This window comes from Blautia sp. HCP3S3_C4, from assembly GCF_052064095.1.
Classification (GTDB): domain Bacteria; phylum Bacillota; class Clostridia; order Lachnospirales; family Lachnospiraceae; genus Blautia_A.
The window spans coordinates 132,877-156,841 of sequence record NZ_JBQHWF010000006.1; the positions used below are offsets into that span (position 1 = coordinate 132,877).

A 23,965-nucleotide genomic window follows, 5' to 3' on the forward strand; every position below is an offset into this window, starting at 1 on the left:
ATTAAATATAAGTAAAATAATAAAAAACAATAAATATATATAGAAAAACAGTAAATAATATAGGAATAAATAATAAAATACACCAAAATACAAAAAGATATAAAAAACTATTGCGTTATAAATTTAACAATGATATAATGCAAGCGAACAGAAGAGATGAGCGCCTTCTGCAGTAACATGTAAACAGACATAATTTATAAAGGAGATAACAGCAATGGCAAGATTTACATTACCAAGAGACATTTATCATGGAAAAGGATGCCTCGAAGAATTAAAGAATTTAAAAGGAACGAAAGCAGTTCTTGTTGTGGGCGGCGGCTCAATGAAACGTCAGGGATTTCTGGATAAAGCAATTAATTATTTAAAAGAAGGCGGAATGGAAGTTCAGCTGATCGAAGGTGTGGAACCTGACCCATCAGTAGAAACTGTTATGAAAGGCGCAAAAGTAATGCAGGAATTCCAGCCGGACTGGATTGTAGCCATGGGCGGCGGATCCCCAATCGATGCAGCGAAGGCAATGTGGGCATTCTATGAATATCCGAATACAAAATTTGAAGATCTTATCACACCATTTGGTTTTCCTGAATTACGACAAAAAGCAAAATTTGCAGCAATTCCATCTACATCAGGAACAGCTACAGAAGTTACAGCTTTTTCAGTAATCACAGACTATAATACAGGAATTAAATATCCTCTGGCAGATTTTAATATCACTCCGGATGTAGCAATTGTTGATCCGGAACTGGTTGAGGGACTTCCGGTAAAACAGGTAGCATATACAGGTATGGATGCATTAACACATGCAATTGAAGCATATGTTTCTACACTCCACTGTCCATATACAGATCCGCTTGCACTGCAGGCCATTGAGATGGTTCTGGCATATCTGCCGGCATCTTATAATAAGAACATGGCAGCACGTGAGCAGATGCACTATGCACAGTGTCTGGCAGGAATGGCATTTTCCAATGCTCTGCTTGGTATTGTTCATTCTATGGCACATAAGACAGGTGCAGCATTCTCCACTGGACATATTCCCCATGGATGTGCAAATGCAATTTATCTTCCTTATGTGATCAGATACAATGCAAAAAATCCTGCAGCAGCAGAACGTTATGCTGAGATTGCAAGAAGAATGGGACTGGAAGGAACCTGCCAGCAGGCTCTGATCAATAGTCTCTGCGAGAAGATTGACGAGTTTAATGTAAGATTGAATATTCCAAAAACACTGAAAGACTTTGGAATCCAGGAAGAAGAATTTAAAGAAAAAGTTGCCAAAATTGCAGAACTTGCAGTTGGTGATGCATGCACAGGCTCTAACCCAAGAGCAATTGATCCTGCAAATATGGAGAAACTTCTTACATGCACTTATTATGGAGCAGAGGTCGATTTTTAATTAAAAAACCATAAAAAGGTTACAGAAAAGACATTTTATCCTGTCAGAAGGATGGAATGTCTTTTTTATATAATTTTTAGCTTACATCTATGCAAAATTGATATTAGAAAATCTCCTTTTTTACGTTGACATTGCGAAAAGCAGGAAATGACAGTCTGCTGCCCTAAAAATAAGGAAGTGAGTAAAATGCCGCAGGAAGTGATCAAAAAAATCATATGGATGTTGCCTGGCATGAACACATTAGCAGAAGCACTTGGCATTACATGTACAGCAGATATTGGTCTGATGTCTATTGAATATACATGCTATGACGGAGAAAAGGGCTTTACCCAGTCACTATGCCTGACCAATACCGGAGTAAATACATTAAAGTTAAACCGTTTGGAACACTTCATCCAGAACTTTGAATCAGAAGGAAAACATATGTCAGGAGAACAGCTGCATACTTTCCTTGATAATATTGAAAAAACACATGGTCTCTATTCCCCGCCTGCACTGGAACTTGCAGCAGCCGAGATAGGAGCAGTGGCCAATACCCTAAGACTGGAACTGGTGGATCTTGCAAATATCCCGCCTGCAGCAGCTGCATCCTGGTTTGCATCTGCAATCCTTATTATTGCCGCACTGCCGCTGGGACTGATTTTTGCACGTATTCTGACAGACAAGGGGTTCAGATACTGTACTTGATAAGCTACGAATATCCTAGAAATTTTTGATATCAATTGACAATATAATACTGCAAGAGTAAGATAGAAAAACGAGTTAACGTTGGAAAAGAACATGAACAAAGGAGACCTTAGTGAAAAAAATAAAAAGAAAAAGTTCATACTATATAGCTTACTCTGCGGCAATGACGGGAATTTTTATGATCATTCTGTTCATATTCTGGAAGAACGGAAAATCTTTTGTGCGTGACGGAGATGGCCTGCGACAGCATTATATTACGCTGGAATACTGAGGAAAATATTTACGCCAGATTATAAAAGAACTTTTGATCCATCACAGATTAAGAATTCCTACATGGGATCTGCATATTGGATTTAAACTGGGTGTGATATTACTTACAGTTATGGTATGTTTTCCAATATTTGGCAGGATCATGAATGGTTTCTCATATACTACAAACAGATGGACATGGGCAGTTCCCATGCTTTTGGCCTATATTTTTGTAAAAATGTTTCCTGAATTCTTTCATTTGTCTGTAAAGAAAAAACTGCTGATTGTTGCAATCATCCTGATATATGCGGCATTTTTCATTTTTAAGGTTAGAAAAACTGTGAAACATACGTTACTTTTTCTAACCTTAAATACCGGGGGATTAATGAAAAATACAGAACGATTCTGGAACAAAAAGATATAACCACAGGACAAATAGAGATATACTATGCTCATAATGGTGAAACAGAAGAGCAGAAACTGCAATTACTTTCTTCCAAAAACAACTTTGGCAGCGGAAGAAGCAATTATGAAGCAAATCTTCTATATAATGAAGACGCCTTAAATGAGATTACTCTTGAGTTCACAGTCCCAGGAAAATATAAGATAGACAATATAGATATTTGCACTCAGGCAATGGATGGGATTACAGAACTGTCTCAAGAAAGAAGCGAAGATTCACCGAAAGATCTAAAGGTGGATGGAGGAAATATTACCTGCAGTATAAATCTGAAGGAAGATAAAGAAGTAGTATTTTCTATTCCCTACAGCAATGGCTGGACTTTGTATGTAGATGGCAAAAAACAGGAGACAAATAAAGCCAACAGAATGTTTCTGGGTGCAAGGATCAGCAAAGGGCAGCATCAGATAGAATTTAAACATTTCTCCCCTGGCATGAAAGCCGGATGTACAGCCTCTGTGTTGGGATTTCTGGTTGTTCTGATACTATTTTCTTCACCATATATCCGCCAACACTGCCGTTCTGTTTGGAAGTGAGGTTTCCGTTGTAGCCATCAGTAAGCGGTACACCCAGTTCGTTTGCAACCTCGAATTTGAAACGGTCTAATGCACCCTTTGCTTCCGGTACAGCTGCCTGGTTAGAAGATTTTGTGTTTGACATATTCATTTCCTCCTTGGTTGTTATTGCTTGTTTAGTGTTACGATGTTAGTATATGACGACGGAAAAATAATACTCTGGAAGTTTTCGTATATGGTGGAATTCTATGGAAAACTCTATAAAAATCGTTGATTTATTAATAAATCATGAATTTTGTATATTTTTGAAGTTTTAATTGAACTCTATTTAGTAATTTGTTATAATGCATGTAGAAATTAATAAAAGAAACGGAGAGGAGAGACTATGAACTTAGGTATAATCGCACATAACAGCAAAAAAGTACTGATCGAAGATTTTTGCATTGCGTATAAAAATATACTTGCCAAACATGAAGTCTATGCAACCGGTACCACTGGTCGAAGAATTGAAGAAGCGACAAGCCTTCATGTGCATAAATTCCTAGCCGGCAGCATAGGTGGAGATAAACAGTTTATGGAAATGGTAGAGAGACAGGATCTGGACATGGTAATCCTGTTCTACAATCCTGTAATGATTGACCCCAAAGAACCGGACATTATGAGTATCGTCAAAAGATGCGACCAGTATAATATTCCTGTAGCTACCAACATTGCTACAGCAGAGCTTCTTATTTTAGGACTTGCCCGTGGAGACCTGGATTGGAGATTGAATCTGAAATGAGAGTGATCGCAGGGAAAGCTAGAAGATTAAATTTAAAAACAGTTCCGGGAATGGATACCAGACCAACCACAGACCGGATCAAGGAAACCTTATTTAATATTTTACAGCCCCAGCTTTTGGACTGCCGGTTTCTGGATTTATTTTCCGGAAGCGGCGGAATAGGCATTGAGGCATTGAGCCGGGGAGCCTCTTATGCAGTGTTTGTGGAGAAAAATCCCAAAGCCTGTTCCTGCATCAGGGAAAATCTTTCATTTACAAAACTTGCTGAAAATGGTAAACTGCTGAACATGGACGTGCTGCAGGCACTTCGTTCTCTTGAGGGTAAGGGCGCTTTTGATATTATTTTCATGGATCCCCCTTATAATCAGGAGCTTGAGCGTCAGGTACTTGAATATCTGCGTGATAGTACTGTTGTGGATGAGAATACACTTATTATTGTGGAAGCAGATCTGCACACAGATTTTGCTTATCTGGAATCTCTTGGATACAGGCAGCTTCGTTCCAAAGAATATAAAACAAACAAGCATGTATTTCTGGAGCGTGTGTAAATATGCTCCGGAGGATGTATGGTTTTCATACATTCTGTGCGGAGGAAAGTGAGTGTAAAATACATGAAGACAGCAGTATATCCGGGCAGCTTTGATCCGGCCACCTACGGCCATCTGGATGTAATCCAGCGTGCAGCCCTCTCTTTTGACAGAGTAATCGTGGGCGTTTTGCATAATTCTTCAAAAAGTCCGTTGTTTTCTGTGGAAGAACGTGTTAATATATTAGAAAAGGCGACAAAAGATATCCCTAATGTTGAAATAAAGGCATTTGAGGGTCTTTCTGTTAATTTCGCCAGAGAAAACCATGCTCAGGTGATCATCCGTGGGCTTCGGGCGGTAACTGATTTTGAATATGAACTTCAGATGGCTCAGACCAATCGTGTACTTGCTCCGGATGTTGACACAGTGTTTCTGACTACCAGCCTGGAATATGCATATTTAAGTTCTACTATTATGAAGGAAGTGGCATATTTTAATGGCGATCTGAGTAAATTTGCACCTAAGGAAATAACAGATGCAGTCAAGAAGAAGCTTCTTGCAGACAAATAGAGAAAATAAGGAGAGAGTACAATGAGCAGCAGAATTGAACAGATTATCGGTGAGATTGAGGAATATGTGGACAGCTGTAAATTCCAGCCATTATCCACTACCAAGATCGTAGTAAATAAAGAAGAAATTGAGGAGCTTTTGAGAGAACTCCGCCTGAAAACACCTGATGAGATCAAACGTTATCAGAAGATCATCAATAACAAGGATGCCATTCTTGAAGACGCACAGAGCAAAGCAGATGCACTGATTGCAGATGCCCAGGCAAAGGCTCAGGAGCTTGTAACGCAGCATGAGATCATGCAGAAAGCATATGCCCAGGCAAATGATACCATCAATGCAGCTAACAAACAGGCTCAGGAGATTCTGGATTCTGCTACACAGGATGCAAACAGCATTCGTCTCAGTGCGATCACTTATACAGATGATATGATGGCAAATATCGGCAGCGTACTCAACACAACACTTGAGGATGCCGGTGCAAAATATAAATCCTTTATCGATGCTCTGCAGAGCTGTCTGGAAGTTGTAAACCACAACCGTCAGGAGCTGGCACCGCAGACCGCACAGGCAGCAGCGATCACAGGTTCTTATCATGATGACAGTGACAAGGATGATGACGTTCTGTTAGACGATCTGGGAGAGAACTAATTCAGATAGCAGAGCATGAGAATTCCGGAAAGCAATCCACTGATACATTTTGCTGAAAGGTAAGGGATCAGACTCAGATCCTTATGGAGAATGCTTCTGGTCTGAGCCAGAATGCACAGTCCGCCAAAACCTGTGGCTGTGACAGACAGGACACAGCGTAAAGTCCAGGGGATATCAGCGGAAGCAAACAGAGAGAGGCCTGTGGTGATTTCCGTAATTCCCAGAAATATGTATTGGATCAGGGCCGGAAAAGGTCTGTAATATCGGATACATCCTGTGAGAATAGAAAACAGAAGAATATAACCGCCCAGGCGGGTAATTGTTTCAAATCCGTTCATAATAGAGACATCAAGAATGACTCCCGGTGAGTCGGCTTCGGATGTCTCTTTTTTTTCATAACAGGTGTCTGGCTTGGCTTTTTTTGTGACATTGGAAGGAAAAATTTTATGATTCCGGAAAACTGCAAACCGAAAAATAACCATAGCAGCCATATTCCCGGAAAACAAAATGAAAAAAAGTACAGGAACAGGAATCCTGTTATTCAGGCATAAATGTCCCAGATAGGTGATGATAAATACAGGACTTGCACTACTGCAAAAGGTTGTAAGATAGAGTGCCTCTGTTCTGCTGATCCTGCCGGTCTCATACAGATCAGAAGCAAGCCTGGCAGCCATTGGATAACCGCAGACCATTCCAAGGATAAAAACATAGCCACCGTAGACATCTGTTCCCAGGAAGAAACGGAATACAGGTTTCAGAGGTGATAGGATTTTTTCGATTCCCTTTGTATGGATCAGTACACCTGTCAGAATCATAAAGGGAAGAAGGGTAGGAAGCAGAGTGTTCAGCCACAAAGTCATTCCTGCTCTGGCAGAAGCCAGCCCCTCTCCGGGATGAAGCAGTAGAAACACAAGGAGGAGCCCGGTTCCGGCGGTAAGTAGAATTGATCTCATAAGCAAACCTTTTTTTGTAAAACATATGCTGTACAATAATAAAAAATTCACATCAGGAAAATTTGGAGGTAATATTATGGCAGTATTAGAAAACTGTGAGCCTAAAAACGTATTTCATTATTTTGAAGAAATCTGCAAGATTCCCCATGGCTCAGGGAACACAAAACAGATCAGTGATTATCTGGTACAGTTCGCAAAGGATCGTGGACTGAAGTATATCCAGGATGAAATGAATAATGTGGTGATTTACAAGCCCGGAACCCCGGGATATGAGAATGCTCCTACTGTAATTCTCCAGGGTCATATGGATATGGTCTGTGAAAAACGTCCGGATGTAGTCCATGACTTTACAAAGGATGGCCTTAAGCTTTCTGTAGAGGGCGATTATATCTCTGCAAACGGAACTACCCTGGGTGGAGATGACGGTGTTGCTGTGGCATATGGACTGGCAATTCTGGACAGTGATACCATTGCTCATCCTCCTCTGGAAGTATTTATCACTGTAGATGAAGAAATCGGCCTGCTGGGAGCAGTGGGATTTGACTGTAGTGTGCTGAAGGGCCGCAGATTCATCAATCTGGATTCTGAAGCTGAAGGAAGTCTGTGGATCAGCTGCGCAGGCGGAATGTCCGGAATCAGTCACATTCCGGTTGCCAGAGTTGATGCCAAGGGTGAGGAAGTTATGGTAAAGATTACCGGACTTATGGGTGGACACTCAGGTGCAGAAATTGACAAAAACCGTGCCAATGCCAATAAATTACTGGGAACTTTCCTCTATAGCCTGAGAAAAACAACAGATTATGAACTAATCTCCGTACAGGGAGGACAGAAGGATAATGCCATTACAAGAGAAGCGGAAGCAAAGCTTCTGATAGATGCTAAGGAACTGGAGAATGTAAAGGCCTTTGCTGCAGAGCTCCAGAAAGCATGGCGTGAAGAATATACCGGAACAGATGAAGGAATTACAGTACTCCTTACAGATGAAGGAGCACAGGAGGCAAGAGTTCTTCATCCCACCAGCAGGGAAAAGGTTGTATTCTATCTGATGAATGTTCCTTTTGGTATTCAGAAGATGAGCGGAACCATCTCCGGACTGGTGGAGACTTCTTCTAATATAGGAATTTTGGTTACTTCTGAAGATGAAGTAACTGCAAGCTCCAGTATCCGCAGTTCTGTGGAGGCTGCCGGAAAGAATCTCTCTGATAAACTGGAATATCTGACAGAATTTCTGGGTGGAGAATATGAGATCAAGGGGGCATATCCTGCATGGGAGTACCGTAAGGATTCTCCTCTCCGCGATAAAATGGTAGAGGTTTATGAGCAGATGTATGGGGAGAAGCCGAAGGTGGTGGCAATCCATGCAGGGCTGGAGTGTGGACTCTTCTATAAAAAGATGGAAGGACTGGACTGTGTATCCCTGGGACCGGATATTATTGATATTCATACTTCTGAGGAGAAGCTGGGTATTTCTTCTACACGGAGAGTATGGAACTATCTGATAAAGGTGCTGGAGGCACTGAAAGACTGATTGTAAGGGGCATCCTGCTGTCATATGTTGGTGATGGCAGGGTGCTTTTTTTGCGGGTATGGGGACGCATGAACCGCAGAAACTCTTCTGGCTCAGTTTCCGTCTTGAAGTGCCAGCAGGAGAAACATAGGGTGGGGGACGATTTTGGAGGATGCTTAGTGATACTTAGTTCGGGGAAATCGGCGTTGTTCAAAATTGGGACACTGTTTGAGCGAAGCGAGTTTGGCCCAATTTTGAACGTATTTAGCTGATTTTCCCAAACCTAGTATCACTTAGCGTCCGGAAACCGAGTCCCCACCCTATGTTTCTCCTGCGTCCCCATTTTCAAAATACAGTTCTATTTACACCTTCCTACGCATAGTATATATCAGAATGCCCCACCTGGTACCAAAGGCTTTTCGAAAAAAATTATAAACTATTCAGATTCAGAAGATATTTTTGAAATTCTATGTTATAATAAAAAAATGTATGAAATGCAAGGAGCGATTTAAGATGGAAATACAGTTATGGAGAAGCATTTTATGCCCTTATGAGCTGGCTGTGAGAGAGCTGGAAGTGAAATTTAACCATATTATTGATGAATGCAAGGAAAATGATATCTACTGTCCCATTGAGCAGGTTGAGGGCAGGGTGAAGAGTGTCAGCAGTATTCTGGAGAAAATGCAGCGTAAGCAGATTCCTATGGAACGCATGGAAGAGGAAGTTGAGGATATTGCCGGTGTGCGTATTATCTGTCAGTTTGAGGAGGATATTGAGACAGTAGCCTCTCTGATCCAGAAGCGCAGCGATATGACCATAAAGAGTGAGAAGAATTATCTGAAGCATATTAAACAGAGTGGATACCGGAGCTATCATCTGATCATTTACTATACCGTTGATACGGTAAAGGGCCCAAAGAAGCTGCAGGCTGAGATTCAGATCCGTACAATGGCTATGAATTTCTGGGCTACCATTGAGCATTCCCTGCAATATAAATATAAAGGGGATATGCCGGAGCATGTGGCAGAGCGTCTGAGCAAGGCTGCAGATGCTATCAACGCCCTGGACCGGGAGATGTCTTCTGTGCGTAATGAGATTATGGATGCCCAGAATTCATCTCAGCTGCAGTCCAATCTGGTGAAGGATATTCTGATCAATATTGAGAACTTGTATAAGATTGCTAATAAGCGGGAAATCATGAAGATTCAGGATGAGTTCCTGCGAGTGTTCCGTACCAAGGATCTGCAGCAGCTGGAGCGTTTCCACAGGCAGCTGGATATCATTTCTGAGGGTTACAGGGCACAGGCAGTTTATCATCATGTATAAACCGTTCTCAGGGCAGATCAGATAAAATCATAAGTATACATACGAGGAAATATAAATGCAGGATTTTTTACCCGTAACAAGGAAAGAAATGAAAGAGAGAGGATGGGAACAGGCAGACTTTGTCTATGTGACAGGGGATGCCTACGTGGACCATCCTTCTTTCGGTACGGCAATTATCAGCCGGCTGCTGGAAAGCAGGGGATATAAGGTAGGGATCATCAGTCAGCCGGACTGGAGAAAAAAGGAAAGTATCCAGGTCTTTGGGGAACCCAGGCTGGGATTTCTGGTTTCTGCCGGAAATATGGATTCCATGGTGAACCATTATACGGTATCCAAAAAGCACAGACAAAAGGATTCTTACTCACCTGGAGGTAAAATGGGGCTGAGACCGGATCGTGCTGTGATCGTTTACAGCAATCTGATCCGTCAGACCTACAAAAAAACGCCCATTATCCTGGGCGGTATTGAAGCAAGCCTGCGCAGGCTTGCCCACTATGATTACTGGGAAAACAAGGTTAAACACAGCGTACTTCTGGATTCAGGTGCTGATCTGATTTCCTATGGAATGGGAGAGCACTCTATTGTGGAGATCGCAGATTCCCTGGAAAGCGGAATTCCTGTGGAGGAGATTACCTATATTCCAGGAACTGTTTTTAAATGCAAGGATCTGGGCAGAGTATATGAACCTATTCTGCTTCCTTCCTTTGATGAAGTGAAGGAGGATAAAAAAACCTATGCAGAAAGTTTTGCTGTCCAGTATGAGAATACAGATCCTTTCACAGCCAGACCACTGGCAGAATTTTATGGAAGCAGAGGCTATATTGTGCAGAATCCTCCGGCAAAGCCTCTGACCCAGGCAGAGATGGATGATGTATATGCCCTTCCCTACACAGAGCGGATTCATCCTATGTATGAAAAACTGGGCGGTATTCCTGCTCTGGAGGAGATTAAATTCAGCCTGACAAGCAACAGAGGATGCTTCGGAGGCTGTAATTTCTGTGCTCTTACCTTTCATCAGGGACGAATTCTCCAGACCCGAAGCCATGAGTCACTGATCCGGGAAGCCGAGAGAATGACAAAGGATCCGGAATTTAAGGGATATATCCATGATGTGGGAGGTCCTACTGCAGATTTTCGCCAGACCTCCTGTCAGAAGCAGCTGACAAAGGGCGTGTGCAAAAATAAACAGTGTCTTTTCCCTGAACCTTGCAAAAACCTTACTGTGGATCATTCGGATTATGTTTCACTTCTCCGTAAGCTGCGAAAGCTTTCCGGAGTAAAGAAAGTATTTATCCGTTCCGGAGTACGTTTTGATTATGTAGTGGCAGACAGGGATAAGACCTTCCTGAGAGAGCTGGTAGAACATCATGTAAGCGGCCAGCTGAGAGTGGCACCGGAGCATGTTTCCGACCAGGTGCTGAAATATATGGGAAAGCCCAGCCACAGCGTCTATGAGAAATTTCTTCATGAATATGATGCCGCCAATAAAAAGACCGGAAAACAGCAGTATGCAGTTCCCTATTTTATGTCTTCCCACCCGGGCTGTACCATGAAGGAAGCTGTAAAGCTGGCAGAATATGTGAGAGACCTGGGATTTACACCGGAGCAGGTACAGGATTTTTATCCAACCCCATCCACCCTTTCTACCTGTATGTATTACACAGGGATCCATCCTCTCACAGGGGAGAAGGTTTATGTACCCAGAAATCCTCATGAGAAAGCCATACAGAGGGCTCTCATGCAGTACAAAAATCCTGAGAACAGGGAACTGGTGCTGGAAGGATTGAAAATGGCAGGCAGAATGGATCTAGTAGGCTACGGACCGAAATGTCTGATACGTCCTATCCGGGAACACCGTAAAAATACATCTTCCGAAAGCCGTTCTGACAAAAACCGCAGATCTTCCGGAAAAACCAAGACTGCAGACAGAAAGAACAGAATCGGTGGGAAACAAGCCAATGTCAGAACACAAACCAACACTAGAAAGAACACTGCAGAAAAAAAGAAAACCAGGGGAGGCAGGAGATGACTCAAAATACCAAAAGCAGACAGAATACCTCAGAAAAGAAAGTGAAAAAAGGAGATTTGGGATATTTTCAAAGTGAAAAGAAGCGAAAGCTGATCATTACAGCCATTCTTTTTGCTGTACCTCTTTTTATCTTTTTTACATCATGGATCTATTTCAAAACCAGAATGACCATCTGGACAGTGGTTACGGTAGTGGGATGTCTCCCTGCCTGTAAATCTCTGGTGGGGCTGATCATGATCCTGAAATGCAGACCTATGGACAGAAAGCTTTATGAACAGATCCGGGAACACCAGGGAGAGCTGGACATGGCCTATGAGATGTATATGACCTTTTATGAAAAAAGTGCCTATATTGATGCACTGGCAGTCTGCGGAAATACAGTAGCTGCCTACAGCAGTGACCCAAAGATCCATGCGTCCTATATGGAGGAAAACTGTCAGAAGGTTGTTCGTAAAAACGGATACAAGGCTACTGTAAAAATTTTCACAGATCTCAGACCTTTTCTGGAAAGACTGGATTCTATGAATGCACATAAGGATACCCTGGAAGAGGGAATCAAATTTACTCCTGATGAGAAATATCCTGAGCTTTACAGAAATGAACTGATCCGACAGACCATTCTTGCACTTTGCCTGTAAAAAACGTTACTGTGAACGGAGTGAACAGTAACTAAAAAACAGAAACAGGAAGATCTTCCATCATATAATTCAGCATAATAGAATTGATTATAATTGTATAAGAAGAAAGTTATATATATGAAAGAATTAATTATAAAGGAAAACGAAGCCGGACAGCGCTTTGACAAATATCTGGCAAAGGTGCTGAAGGAAGCACCCAAAAGCTTTTTTTACAAAATGCTCCGTAAGAAAAATATCACCCTGAACGGCAAAAAGGCTACCGGAAATGAAAAGCTTCTGGAGGGGGATACTGTTAAATTTTTTCTCAGTGATGAAACCTTTGAGAAATTTGCAGGGAATACCCAGGTGCCCAGGGCCTATTGCCATCTGGACGTAGTATATGAGGACAAGGACATTATTATCATCAACAAACCTGCTGGTATGCTGTCCCAGCCTGCAGATGACGGACAGCCTTCACTGGTAGAATATGTGACCGGCTATCTGCTGAAAAAGGGAGAGCTTACTGAGGAACAGTTAAAGACCTTCCGACCATCTGTGTGCAACAGGCTGGACCGCAATACCAGCGGGCTGGTGTGCGCAGGCAAAAGCCTGGCAGGTCTTCAGTTTCTTTCCGGGATTTTTCATGACAGAAGTCTCCATAAATATTATCTCTGCCTGGTAAAGGGCAGACTTGAAAAAGGGGAACATATTAAAGGCTATCTGCATAAAAATCAAAAAACAAATAAAGTGACAGTGTCAGAAAAACAGTTTGAGGATTCCCTGCCTATAGAGACAGGGTACCGTCCTTTGGGGAGTAATGGACGGGTAACCCTGCTGGAAGTAGAACTGATCACAGGAAGGACTCATCAAATCCGTGCCCACCTGGGAAGTATCGGACATCCCCTTTTGGGAGATGCCAAATACGGGGACAGAGATTTTAACAGAGCTTACACAAAATTCGGAGTCAGAAATCAGCTGCTCCATGCATACAAGCTGGAAATACCACAGACAGGACAAACCTTTTTGGCAAAAGTACCACAGCTGTTTGAAAGCATATTAAATGAGGAACATTTAAAGGGGAGCTATTATGAAAATCTGGAAATTAGTGTGGGAGTATGCCAGGATGATCATCCTGGTAGTGGTGATCGTAACTGTGGTCAATAATATAGTTCTGATCAATGCCAAAATTCCATCACCTTCTATGGAGAAAACCATTATGACCGGTGACAGGATCTTTGGCTTCCGCCTGGCCTATGGTATCAATATAGATTTCTTTGGACATAACTATACAAAGAAATTCAGAGATCCGGAAAGATTTGACATCGTGATCTTTAAGTATCCAGATGATGAAAGCAAGCTTTACATCAAGAGAGTGATCGGTCTGCCCGGGGAGAAGGTACAGATCCTGGATGGAAAGGTATATATTAACGATTCCCGGACACCGCTGGATGACAGCTTTGTACCGGAAACACCCAAGGGAGATTTCGGACCATATCAGGTGCCGGAGAACAGCTATTTTGTCCTGGGGGACAACCGGAATCATTCCAAGGATTCCCGGCTCTGGAAGACCAGCAACTATGTAACCTGGGATGAACTTGTGGGAAAGGCATTTTTCCGTTATTATCCTTCCCTGAAGATTCTTGGGAAACCTGCAGAAAAAAATACATAAAATCACGAGGAAAAACCATTGGCAACCTGGAACAGCAGAGGCTTGCGCGGCTCCACTCTGGAGGAGCTGGTAAACCGTACAAATGAACAATACAGGGAAAAGGGACTGGCACTGATTCAGAAAATCCCCACTCCCATTACCCCTGTCCGCATGGACAAGGAAAACAGGCACATCACCCTGGCATATTTTGAACAGCGCAGTACCGTGGATTATATCGGAGCAGTACAGGGAATCCCTGTCTGCTTTGATGCCAAAGAATGCTGTACGGATACCTTTCCGCTGGCAAATATCCATTCTCATCAGGTAGAGTTCATGGAGAGCTTTGAGAAGCAGGGAGGGGTGGCTTTTTTTCTTATCTTTTTCAGCCATGAAAATCTTTTCTATTATCTGCCCCTGCGGGATCTGATGGTATTCTGGCAGAGGATGGAGGATGGGGGCAGGAAAAGCTTCCGCAGAGAAGAATTATCTCCGGAATATTATCTGGAAAAAAGAGGGGGATTTCTGGTTCCCTATCTGGAGGGTCTGCAGAAAGATCTGGATCACAGAGACTGATGTTACTGTTCACTCCGTTCACAGTAACAATAAACAGTAACAATAATAATAACAAAATACAGGATTGACATTTTCAGAATAAACCAGTATAATTTTATCTAGTTTATGCATCATTGTAGTAGCATGGTAGCACACTAAAGTAGAATGGAAGACAAGGAGGATCACGCAATGGAGCGTATTTTTCATACACCAGAGGGTGTAAGGGATATTTACAATGGCGAATGCAGCCAGAAGAGGAAGGTACAGGAGAGGATCCACCGTGTTTTCCATCAGTATGGCTACGAAGATATAGAGACACCCACCTTTGAATATTTTGAAGTTTTCAGCCGGGAGGTGGGAACTATTCCATCCAGAGAGCTGTATAAATTTTTTGACAGGGAGGGCAATACCCTGGTGCTGAGACCGGACTTTACCCCTTCCGTATCCAGAGCCTGTGCCACTTACTTTTCACCGGACCAGGAGCCGGTAAGTTTGTGCTATACAGGCAATACCTTTATTAATAATTCCAGCTACAGAGGCAGATTAAAGGAAACCACCCAGATGGGTGTGGAGCGTATTGGTGACGAATCTGCAGATGCAGATGCAGAGCTTCTGGCAATGACAGTGGAGTGCCTGTTGGCTGCAGGTCTGACTGAGTTTCAGATCAGTGTGGGACAGGTGGATTATTTCAAATCCCTTCTGAAGGAGGCAGAGCTTAATGCAGAGGCTGAAGAACGTCTCCGTTCCCTGATCTCCCAGAAAAATGCCTTTGGTGTGGAGGAGTTTGTAGAAGAACAGAAATTAAAGGAAGGCATAGCAAAAGCTTTTGTGGAGATCCCACAGATGTTTGGTTCCACAGAGGTTCTGGAAAAAGCCAGAAAGCTGACCAACAATGCAAGGGCTCTGGAGGCAGTAGCCAGACTCCGTGAGATTTATGAAATCCTAAAAATTTATGGATACGAAAAATATGTTTCCTTTGATTTCGGCATGCTGAGCAAGTATCAGTATTATACAGGTATTATTTTCCAGGCCTATACCTATGGAACCGGAGAACCTATGATCAAAGGCGGACGTTACAACGGGCTGATGAAGCATTTTGGAAAACCTGCCGCATCCATTGGCTTTGCCATTGAGGTAGACAACCTGCTTCTGGCTCTTTCCAGCCAGAAGATCATTTCCGAAAAAGAAGAAAAACCAGAAGTGATCCAATATGGACCGGCAGACCGGACCGAAGCCATTGCAAAAGCCCAGAAGCTCCGTGCAGAGGGACACAGCGTGGCATTACGCTTGAAAAAGGAGGCCAGATAAATGAGATACCTGACATTTGCCCTTACAAAGGGCAGACTAGCCAATAAAACAATGGATGTACTTGAAAAAGCCGGAATTACCTGTGAGGAGATCCGGGACAAGGATACCCGTAAGCTGATCTTTGTAAACGAAGAACTGAAAATGAAATTTTTCCTGGCTAAGGGTCCGGATGTACCTACCTATGTAGAGTACGGTGCAGCTGACATCGGAATTGTGGGAAAGGATACCCTTCTGGAGGAAGGCCGCAAGCTGTATGAGGTTATGGATCTGGGCTTTGGCAAATGCAGAATGTGTGTCTGCGGTCCGGAAAGCGCCAGAGAAGTACTGGAGAATAACCAGCTGATCCGTGTGGCAACCAAATACCCAAACATTGCCAAGGATTACTTCTATAATAAAAAGCACCAGACGGTAGACATTATCAAATTAAATGGTTCTATTGAGCTGGCACCTATCGTAGGCCTGTCCGAAGTGATCGTAGACATTGTAGAGACAGGAAGCACCCTCAGGGAAAACGGTCTGAAGGTATTGGAGGAGGTATGCCCTCTGTCAGCCAGAATGGTAGTAAACCAGGTAAGCATGAAAATGGAAAATGAGAGAATCCGCAAGCTGATCCACGACTTGCGTAAAGTCCTGCAGGAGGAAAATAAAAATGCGTAAAGTAACATTAACCAAAGAATCTACCAGAGATATTCTGGGAAATCTGCTGAAAAGAAGCCCTAATAATTACGGAAAATTTGAATCTGCAGTAGCAGAAATTCTGGCAAAGGTAAAAAGTGAAGGGGACGAAGCCCTTTTCGCCTATACAAAGCAGTTTGACAAGGTAGAAATCAATAAGGACACCATCCGCGTTACAGAAGAAGAGATCAAGGAAGCTTATGACACCATTGATCCTGCACTGCTGGATGTGATCCGCAAGGCACTGGTAAATATCCGTACCTACCATGAAAAACAGATCCAGAACAGCTGGTTTACAAGTACCACAAACGGAACCATGCTGGGACAGAAGGTAACTCCCTTAAACCGCGTAGGTGTTTATGTTCCAGGCGGAAAGGCAGTTTATCCTTCCTCTGTACTTATGAATATTGTGCCTGCCAAGGTTGCAGGAGTACCCCATATTGTAATGACCACCCCTCCGGGAAAGGACGGCAAAGTATGTGCTTCCACACTGGTAGCAGCAAGAGAGGCCGGAGCAGATGAGATCTACAAGGTAGGCGGAGCCCAGGCAGTGGGAGCTCTGGCTTATGGTACAGAAAGCATTCCAAAGGTAGACAAAATTGTAGGCCCTGGAAATATTTTCGTAGCTTTGGCAAAGAAAGCAGTATATGGCTATGTAAGCATTGACTCTATTGCAGGTCCAAGTGAGATCCTGGTATTGGCCGATGAAACTGCCAACCCACGCTATGTGGCAGCAGACCTTCTTTCCCAGGCTGAGCATGACGAGCTGGCCTGCGCCATCCTGATCACTACCAGCCGGGAATTTGCAGACAAGGTTGACCAGGAGGTAAAGGGCTTTGTAGAAGTTCTCTCCAGAAAAGAGATCATCCAGAAGTCCCTGGATAACTTCGGCTACATACTGATCGCAGAGGATATGGATGAGGCTATTGAGGCAGCCAATGAGATTGCACCGGAGCATATGGAGATTGTTACAGCCAACCCCTTTGAGGATATGATGAAGGTTAAGAATGCAGGAGCTATTTTTATCGGAGAATACAGCTCTGAACCTCTGGGAGATTATTTTGCAGGACCAAACCACGTACTTCCCACCAACGGAACTGCCAAATTCTTCTCCGCCCTTTCTGTAGATGACTTTGTCAAGAAATCCAGCATTGTCTATTATTCCAAAGCTGCACTGAGGGACATCCACAAGGATATTGTCCAGTTTGCAACATCTGAACAGCTGACTGCACATGCAAACTCCATTGCAGTACGTTTTGAGGAAGAAGAAAACTAATCAGAAGGAGACATACAATGGCCAGAGAAGCTTCGGTAGAGAGAAATACAAAAGAAACACAGATGAAATTAACGATCAGCCTGGACGGAACCGGATGTTCTCATATTGAGACAGGCGTAGGATTTTTTGACCACATGCTGGACGGCTTTACCAGACACGGACTTTTTGACCTGAACGTAAAAGTAAAGGGAGATCTGCAGGTAGATGACCACCACACCATTGAGGACACCGGAATTGTACTGGGAACAGCATTAAAAGAGGCAATCGGTGACAAAAAGGGCATAAAACGCTACGGAAGCTGCATCCTTCCTATGGATGAATCCCTGGTGCTCTGCGCCATTGACCTGTCCGGCAGACCCTATTTTGCCTGGGATGCAGAGTTTACCGCTGACCGGATCGGAGATATGTCTACAGAAATGGTGAAGGAGTTTTTCTACGCTGTTTCCTATTCCTGCGGCATGAACCTGCACATCAAAGTCTTAAGCGGTGGCAACAATCATCATGTAGCAGAAGCCATGTTCAAAAGCTTCGCCAAGGCACTGGACGCAGCTACCTCCTATGACCCACGGATCACAGACGTACTTTCCACAAAGGGAAGTCTGGCATAAAGGAGGCACATATGAATAAGAAAATCCATCCTGCACAATCTGAGGAGAAGGCCTTTACCTGGGCAGATTTCAAGCTGAACAGCGACGGAATGGTACCAGTGATCGCACAGGACTATGAGACTGGTGAAGTACTAATGCTGGCTTATATGAATGAAGAGGCCTACAATACCACTGTGGAGACAGGAAAAATGACCTACTGGAGCAGAAGCCGCAATGAACTGTGGACCAAGGGTCTGACCTCTGGACATCTCCAATATGTGAAATCCCTTACCCTGGACTGCGACAACGACACCATCCTGGCAAAAGTAGACCAGGTAGGAGCTGCCTGCCACACCGGAAACCGAACCTGCTTTTTCAAACCACTGTACCAGGGTTGAAAATGTCTGAAAAATACGAAACGATTTTTGGTAATTTTCGTCTTATTCTTGACAATCTGTAAAATTTGTGGTAAAAAAAGAGTATCCGAATTGAATATGTGCAAGAGTTATAACGTTAAGGTTACATCCTAATGGATGTGCAAAAGGGAATCCGGTGAGAATCCGGAACGATACCGTCACTGTGTAAGGGAGCTGTTTTTCAGAACCACTGGTTTACCGGGAAGGGAGAAGCAGCGATGAACGAAGTCAGGAGATCTGCCTTAGCGTGGAATTTGGGGTCTGCGGTTTACAGTACCTTTGTTCTCATGACTTACATAGTTCTTATCGTATCCTGCCGGATGTTTATGTTATGTCCGGTATTTACGAAATCCGATACAAACCGTGTATAATGAGAAAAGTAACAGCTGCAGAGATGCGGCTGTTTTTCTTTGCATACATCTGTCCGGAAATATTTAATTATTAAAAGAGGATAAACACCATGAAAAGAAAATCTATGTTAGCCTTATTGTTAGCAGTATCAATGACTTGCTCTATGACAGCAGCTACCGGCACAGTTGCATTTGCTGAGGACGCAGCTACAGAAGAATCCGCCGATGACGCAGCTGCTACAGATGACGCAGAAGCTACAGATGATACAGCAGCTGATGCTGCAGAAGCTACAGATGATGCTTCCGCAGATGCTGATGCTTCTTCCGATGACCAGAAGGCAGCTGATGAGGTTGGCGCACTGATCGATAAAATCTATGTTCAGGAAAGAACAGACACAACAGATGATGACTGTAAGGCAGCCAAAGAAGCATGGGATAAGCTGACAGATGCACAGAAAGAACTGGTAACAGGTGAAAATGCAGATCCTGACTACTTCGGACGTGACACAGGAGATGCTTCCAAGGATGATCCTCGCAACCAGGATGAAATCGGTGAAAACGAGCTTTTAGTAGTAAGCTTTGGTACATCCTTTAACGACAGCCGTGCAGAAGATGTCAAAGGTATTGAGGATGCACTGGCAGCAGCATATCCGGACTGGTCTGTAAGAAGAGCTTTTACAGCACAGATCATCATCAACCATGTACAGGCAAGAGATAACGAAGTAATCGACAACATGCAGCAGGCACTGGACCGTGCAGTAGCTAACGGTGTTAAGAACCTGGTTGTGCAGCCTACTCATCTGATGCATGGTGCTGAGTACGATGAAATGACAGAAGCAATTGATGGATACAAAGATAAATTTGAATCTGTAGCAATCGCAGAGCCAATGCTTGGTGAAGTTGGCGATGACGCTACCGTGATCAACGATGACAAGAAAGCAGTTGCCCAGGCAATTACAGATGAAGCCTGCAAGGTAGCCGGATTCGATGATATGAAGGCAGCCGCAGATGCTGGTACAGCATTTGTATTCATGGGACATGGTACTTCCCATACAGCAAATGTAACCTACGACCAGATGCAGACACAGATGGATGATCTTGGATTCACAAACGCTTTCATCGGTACTGTTGAAGGTGAACCGGAAGATACCGCATGCGATAAAGTAATTGAAAAGGTAAAAGAAGCAGGATTCAAGAATGTAATCCTTCGTCCTCTGATGGTTGTTGCAGGTGACCATGCAAACAACGATATGGCCGGCGATGATGAAGATTCCTGGAAGAGCCAGTTTGTAGCATCCGGAGATTTCGACAGTGTTGACTACCAGATCGAAGGACTTGGAAGAATTGCAGCAGTAGAAGATCTGTATGTAGCTCATACAAAAGCAGCAATCGACTCCCTGGGAGCAACAGATAATGCAGCTGCAGATGAGAACGCTGAAGCAGCAGATGATGAAACTGCATCAAAAAATGAAGCAGCAGATGAAACAGCAACAGAAGAAGCAGATGCTGAATAATCAAATTAAATAAAATCAGGCCTGACGGATAACCGGTACAGGCAACAGAATCTGCCCGGATACTTGCAATAGTTTCCGGGCAGATGTATTATGTAGATATTAAGTCTGAGGCAAAGTCTGGGACGGATACATTTTACCCAGACATTTTATGTAACAGACAGGTAACAGAAAGGAAGACATTATTATGAAAAGACGTTCATTCGTATTATTTTTATCTGCTCTGACCATGTCAGCAGCTTTGATCGGTACCAGCCCTGTACTGGCAGAAACAAAAGAAACCACAGAAGCAGCGGACAGCAAGGAGACAGATGTCAAAGACGCAGATACCAAAGACAGTGATGCCAAGGATACTGCAGACTCCGCAGTTCTGGAGGATGGGGTTTACACAGCTGAGTTTGATACAGACAGCAGTATGTTCCATGTAAATGAAGCCAATGACAAAAAGGGAACCCTTACTGTAAAAGACGGCAAAATGACAATCCATGTGAGCCTGGTATCCAAAAAGATCGTCAACCTCTTTGCTGGAACTGCAGAAGATGCTGCCAAAGACGGAGCCGAAATCCTTGATCCTACCACAGATACTGTAAAATACAGTGACGGAATGACAGAAGAAGTATACGGCTTCGATATCCCTGTACCTGCCATTGATGAGGAGTTTGACGTTGCCATTCTTGGAGAAAAAGGAAAATGGTATGACCACAAGGTCAGCGTCAAGGATCCTGTAAAGGATGACTCTGCAGAAAGCAGCGATGCCGAAGATTCCAAAAAAGAGTATACAGGTAAGAAAATAGCAGATCTTGGTGTTGAGGACGGAGACTATACTGCAGAGGTAACTCTCACAGGCGGTTCCGGCAGAGCCACCGTGGATTCTCCTGCAGCCATCAGCATCAAGGGCGACAAGGCTACAGCTACCATCGTATGGAGCAGCCCGAACTATGACTATATGATAGTGGATAACCAGAAATACGAGCCTGTAAACAAGGACGGTAATTCCACCTTCGAGATCCCGGTAAGTGCTTTCGATACAGAGCTGGCAGTAACTGCCGATACCACAGCCATGAGCACCCCTCATGAAATCGACTATACCCTGAACTTTGATTCCTCTACATTAAAGGAAGCAGATAAGAAAGCAGAAAAGTAAAAATCATCAAGAATAAACGAAAGCAAGAAATACAGAATAATTATGAAAAAATATCTACTATACCTATTCACAGCCATTACTCTGCTCTGTGCCTGTACCTTCACCGTACAGGCTGCAGCAGAGGACAAGACCCCGGCAGAGCTCCCGGGTCTGACCTATGACCACAGTATGGAGCTCAGCTATGCCCAGGAATTCAGTGTAGACTATTATAACGACGGATATACACTGATCACCATTGTGGATGAGGGACAGTACCTGCTGGTACCAGAGGGCAAAGAAGCCCCTGAGGGACTGGACAAAAACATAACAGTACTGCAGCAGCCACTGGACAATATTTATCTGGTAGCAACCTCAGCCATGGATCTTTTCCGGGCTATTGACGGCATCGACAATATCCGTCTTTCAGGCACCAAGGAAAATGGCTGGTATATCCAGGAAGCCAAAGATGCCATGGAAGCCGGCCATATGATCTACGCAGGCAAATACAATGCCCCGGATTACGAACTGATCCTGAACGAAGGCTGCGATCTGGCTATTGAGTCCACTATGATTCATCACAACCCGGAAGTACAGGAGAAGCTGGAACAGTTCGGCATCCCTGTGATGGTAGAGCGCTCCAGCTATGAGCCCCATCCTCTGGGCAGAACAGAATGGATGAAGCTTTATGCAGTCCTTCTGGGCAAGGAGGATGTGGCAGAGAAGGTATTCAAGGAACAGACCGACAAGCTGGACAAGGTTCTGTCCTCTGATGACAAGGATACCGGCAAAACCGTAGCTTTCTTTTACATCAATTCCACAGGTGCAGTCAATGTGCGTAAAAGCAATGACTATGTATCTGAGATGATCCATCTGGCCGGAGGCACCTATGTACCTGATACCGGTGAAAGTGACAATGCCCTGTCCACTATGAACATGCAGATGGAAGAATTTTACGCCAAGGCAAAGGATGCAGATTATATTATCTACAACAGCACCATTGACGGAGAACTGACCTCTGTCAGTGAACTGCTGGCAAAAAGCGAGCTGCTGGCAGATTTCAAAGCAGTGAAAGATGGCAATGTATGGTGTACCGGCAAAAACCTTTTCCAGGAAACCACAGGGCTGGGAACCATGATTGAGGACATTCACACCATTCTCACCACAGAGGATGATTCACTGGATGAATTAAACTATATGCATAAACTTAAATAATTGCAGGAGTAAGAAACCTATGAACGACAGAAAACGCACAGCCCGGTACGGCTTTGCCTTTATTATCCTGGCAGTGCTGCTGGTGATCCTTTTCATATGGAACGTAAATGCCGGCAGCATCCCACTGTCAGTGGGAGAGATCCTGAATATCATATTCAGGCATCAGGGAACAGATACCGCTTACAATATTATATGGGAAATCCGTCTGCCCAGGATCCTGGCTGTCATCATCCTGGGAGGAGCCCTGTCCGTATCCGGATTTCTCCTGCAGACCTTTTTCAATAACCCCATAGCCGGCCCCTTTGTACTGGGAATCTCCTCAGGAGCCAAGCTGGTAGTGGCAATGCTTATGATCTTTTTCCTTAGCAGAGGCATTTCCATGGGATCCGCAGCCATGATCGTTGCAGCCTTTATCGGCTCCATGATCTCCATGAGTTTTGTCCTGCTGGTGGCAAAAAAGGTCCACAATATGTCCATGCTGGTCATCAGCGGTGTTATGATCGGATACATCTGTTCTGCCATCACGGATTTTGTGGTCACCTTTGCAGATGACTCCAATATTGTCAATCTCCATAACTGGTCACTGGGAAGCTTCTCCGGTATGTCCTGGGGAAATGTGAAAGTTATGGCGGCAGTAGTGATCCTGGCCATGATCATCGTATTTTTCATGTCAAAGCCCATCAGCGCTTATCAGCTGGGGGAAGTCTATGCCCAGAATATGGGAGTAAATATCAAGCTTTTCCGCATCGGACTGATCCTTTTATCCAGTGTGCTGTCCGCCTGTGTCACAGCTTTTGCAGGCCCTATTTCCTTTGTGGGAATCGCAGTGCCCCATATTGTGAAAAGCCTGTTAAAAACAGCCAAACCATTGTTAGTGATCCCTGCATGCTTTATGGGCGGTGCAGTATTCTGCCTGTTCTGTGACCTGATCGCCAGAACAGTATTTGCACCTACAGAGCTCAGCATCAGCTCCGTAACCGCAGTGTTCGGCGCACCGGTGGTTATTTACATTATGATTCACAGACAGAAGAGGATATAAGAC

At 43.8% G+C, this 23,965-nt stretch carries 24 protein-coding genes, 3 pseudogenes and 1 riboswitch; of the genes and pseudogenes, 25 read left to right on the forward strand and 2 right to left on the reverse strand.

Features of this window, described 5'->3' with window-relative positions:
- Positions 1-214 precede the first annotated feature (214 nt).
- From ACTNC6_RS07650 to ACTNC6_RS07670, 5 genes and pseudogenes are all read left to right on the forward strand, one after another.
- Entirely contained in the window at positions 215-1,396 is a 1,182-nt protein-coding gene (locus ACTNC6_RS07650; protein WP_441036662.1) for an iron-containing alcohol dehydrogenase, read from the forward strand.
- 231 nt (positions 1,397-1,627) lie between these two features.
- Positions 1,628-2,083: pseudogene (locus ACTNC6_RS07655) on the forward strand (threonine/serine exporter family protein); the annotation flags it as partial.
- Between the two features lie 112 nt (positions 2,084-2,195).
- Positions 2,196-2,354 (forward strand): hypothetical protein, encoded by a 159-nt coding sequence (locus ACTNC6_RS07660; protein WP_441043760.1) that lies wholly within the window; start codon positions 2,196-2,198, stop codon positions 2,352-2,354.
- Positions 2,355-2,447: 93 nt separating this feature from the next.
- The gene (locus ACTNC6_RS07665) at positions 2,448-2,756 is read left to right on the forward strand and encodes a hypothetical protein (protein ID WP_441043761.1); all 309 of its coding nucleotides are present in this window, start codon (positions 2,448-2,450) and stop codon (positions 2,754-2,756) included.
- A gap of 56 nt (positions 2,757-2,812) precedes the next feature.
- Positions 2,813-3,184, forward strand: a pseudogene (locus ACTNC6_RS07670) (YfhO family protein); the annotation flags it as partial.
- Between the two features lie 22 nt (positions 3,185-3,206).
- Here ACTNC6_RS07670 and ACTNC6_RS07675 read toward each other — a convergent pair.
- Positions 3,207-3,452, reverse strand: a complete 246-nt coding sequence (locus ACTNC6_RS07675) for a small, acid-soluble spore protein, alpha/beta type (protein WP_441043762.1) — start codon at positions 3,450-3,452, stop codon at positions 3,207-3,209.
- Positions 3,453-3,692: 240 nt separating this feature from the next.
- On the opposite strand from ACTNC6_RS07675, the gene ACTNC6_RS07680 reads away from it, so the two are divergent.
- The 4 genes from ACTNC6_RS07680 to ACTNC6_RS07695 all read left to right on the forward strand — a co-directional run bounded on the left by ACTNC6_RS07680 (position 3,693) and on the right by ACTNC6_RS07695 (position 5,833).
- Positions 3,693-4,088: a methylglyoxal synthase gene (locus ACTNC6_RS07680; RefSeq protein ID WP_019161792.1), complete on the forward strand. Its 396-nt coding sequence runs from the start codon at positions 3,693-3,695 to the stop codon at positions 4,086-4,088.
- Entirely contained in the window at positions 4,085-4,636 is a 552-nt protein-coding gene (gene rsmD / locus ACTNC6_RS07685; RefSeq protein ID WP_026076976.1) for a 16S rRNA (guanine(966)-N(2))-methyltransferase RsmD, read from the forward strand. The genes ACTNC6_RS07680 and rsmD overlap by 4 nt, the downstream gene beginning before the upstream one ends.
- A gap of 63 nt (positions 4,637-4,699) precedes the next feature.
- Positions 4,700-5,185, forward strand: coding sequence for a pantetheine-phosphate adenylyltransferase (coaD, locus tag ACTNC6_RS07690; RefSeq protein WP_026076975.1), 486 nt, complete (start codon positions 4,700-4,702; stop codon positions 5,183-5,185).
- 21 nt (positions 5,186-5,206) lie between these two features.
- Positions 5,207-5,833 (forward strand): vacuolar family H+-ATPase subunit H, encoded by a 627-nt coding sequence (locus ACTNC6_RS07695; RefSeq protein WP_019161789.1) that lies wholly within the window; start codon positions 5,207-5,209, stop codon positions 5,831-5,833.
- On the opposite strand, the gene ACTNC6_RS07700 is transcribed toward ACTNC6_RS07695, so the two are convergent.
- A complete protein-coding gene (locus tag ACTNC6_RS07700; RefSeq protein ID WP_441036665.1) occupies positions 5,830-6,786 on the reverse strand; it encodes a nucleoside recognition domain-containing protein in 957 nt (318 codons plus the stop codon). The two genes, ACTNC6_RS07695 and ACTNC6_RS07700, sit on opposite strands and share 4 nt — an antisense overlap.
- 76 nt (positions 6,787-6,862) lie before the next feature.
- Here ACTNC6_RS07700 and ACTNC6_RS07705 point away from each other — a divergent pair, with 76 nt between their 5' ends.
- From ACTNC6_RS07705 to ACTNC6_RS07780, 16 genes and pseudogenes are all read left to right on the forward strand, one after another.
- Positions 6,863-8,314, forward strand: coding sequence for an aminoacyl-histidine dipeptidase (locus ACTNC6_RS07705; protein WP_441043763.1), 1,452 nt, complete (start codon positions 6,863-6,865; stop codon positions 8,312-8,314).
- Between the two features lie 492 nt (positions 8,315-8,806).
- On the forward strand, positions 8,807-9,619 hold the full coding sequence (locus ACTNC6_RS07710; protein WP_019161785.1) for a GTP pyrophosphokinase: 813 nt from the start codon (positions 8,807-8,809) through the stop codon (positions 9,617-9,619).
- A 55-nt stretch (positions 9,620-9,674) separates the two neighbouring features.
- The gene (locus tag ACTNC6_RS07715; protein ID WP_441043764.1) at positions 9,675-11,648 is read left to right on the forward strand and encodes a YgiQ family radical SAM protein; all 1,974 of its coding nucleotides are present in this window, start codon (positions 9,675-9,677) and stop codon (positions 11,646-11,648) included.
- A complete protein-coding gene (locus ACTNC6_RS07720) occupies positions 11,645-12,286 on the forward strand; it encodes a hypothetical protein (protein WP_441036668.1) in 642 nt (213 codons plus the stop codon). The genes ACTNC6_RS07715 and ACTNC6_RS07720 overlap by 4 nt, the downstream gene beginning before the upstream one ends.
- A gap of 117 nt (positions 12,287-12,403) precedes the next feature.
- A complete protein-coding gene (locus tag ACTNC6_RS07725; RefSeq protein WP_441043765.1) occupies positions 12,404-13,429 on the forward strand; it encodes an RluA family pseudouridine synthase in 1,026 nt (341 codons plus the stop codon).
- A complete protein-coding gene (gene lepB / locus ACTNC6_RS07730; RefSeq protein ID WP_441036670.1) occupies positions 13,353-13,934 on the forward strand; it encodes a signal peptidase I in 582 nt (193 codons plus the stop codon). Before ACTNC6_RS07725 ends, lepB begins: the two co-directional genes overlap by 77 nt.
- 18 nt (positions 13,935-13,952) lie before the next feature.
- The gene (locus tag ACTNC6_RS07735) at positions 13,953-14,486 is read left to right on the forward strand and encodes a Holliday junction resolvase RecU (RefSeq protein ID WP_173742359.1); all 534 of its coding nucleotides are present in this window, start codon (positions 13,953-13,955) and stop codon (positions 14,484-14,486) included.
- A gap of 168 nt (positions 14,487-14,654) precedes the next feature.
- On the forward strand, positions 14,655-15,773 hold the full coding sequence (gene hisZ / locus ACTNC6_RS07740) for an ATP phosphoribosyltransferase regulatory subunit (protein ID WP_441043766.1): 1,119 nt from the start codon (positions 14,655-14,657) through the stop codon (positions 15,771-15,773).
- Positions 15,774-16,430, forward strand: a complete 657-nt coding sequence (hisG, locus tag ACTNC6_RS07745; protein WP_019161778.1) for an ATP phosphoribosyltransferase — start codon at positions 15,774-15,776, stop codon at positions 16,428-16,430.
- A complete protein-coding gene (gene hisD, locus ACTNC6_RS07750) occupies positions 16,423-17,724 on the forward strand; it encodes a histidinol dehydrogenase (protein WP_441043767.1) in 1,302 nt (433 codons plus the stop codon). Before hisG ends, hisD begins: the two co-directional genes overlap by 8 nt.
- Positions 17,725-17,741: 17 nt before the next feature.
- Entirely contained in the window at positions 17,742-18,332 is a 591-nt protein-coding gene (gene hisB / locus ACTNC6_RS07755; protein ID WP_441043768.1) for an imidazoleglycerol-phosphate dehydratase HisB, read from the forward strand.
- Between the two features lie 56 nt (positions 18,333-18,388).
- Positions 18,389-18,709, forward strand: a pseudogene (gene hisI, locus ACTNC6_RS07760) (phosphoribosyl-AMP cyclohydrolase); the annotation flags it as partial.
- 101 nt (positions 18,710-18,810) lie between these two features.
- Positions 18,811-18,986, forward strand: a riboswitch (cobalamin riboswitch).
- A 201-nt stretch (positions 18,987-19,187) separates the two neighbouring features.
- The gene (locus ACTNC6_RS07765) at positions 19,188-20,591 is read left to right on the forward strand and encodes a sirohydrochlorin cobaltochelatase (RefSeq protein ID WP_441043769.1); all 1,404 of its coding nucleotides are present in this window, start codon (positions 19,188-19,190) and stop codon (positions 20,589-20,591) included.
- A 184-nt stretch (positions 20,592-20,775) separates the two neighbouring features.
- On the forward strand, positions 20,776-21,732 hold the full coding sequence (locus tag ACTNC6_RS07770) for a hypothetical protein (RefSeq protein WP_441043770.1): 957 nt from the start codon (positions 20,776-20,778) through the stop codon (positions 21,730-21,732).
- Between the two features lie 42 nt (positions 21,733-21,774).
- On the forward strand, positions 21,775-22,923 hold the full coding sequence (locus ACTNC6_RS07775) for an ABC transporter substrate-binding protein (RefSeq protein WP_441036675.1): 1,149 nt from the start codon (positions 21,775-21,777) through the stop codon (positions 22,921-22,923).
- A 19-nt stretch (positions 22,924-22,942) separates the two neighbouring features.
- The gene (locus tag ACTNC6_RS07780) at positions 22,943-23,962 is read left to right on the forward strand and encodes a FecCD family ABC transporter permease (RefSeq protein WP_441036676.1); all 1,020 of its coding nucleotides are present in this window, start codon (positions 22,943-22,945) and stop codon (positions 23,960-23,962) included.
- Positions 23,963-23,965 lie beyond the last annotated feature (3 nt).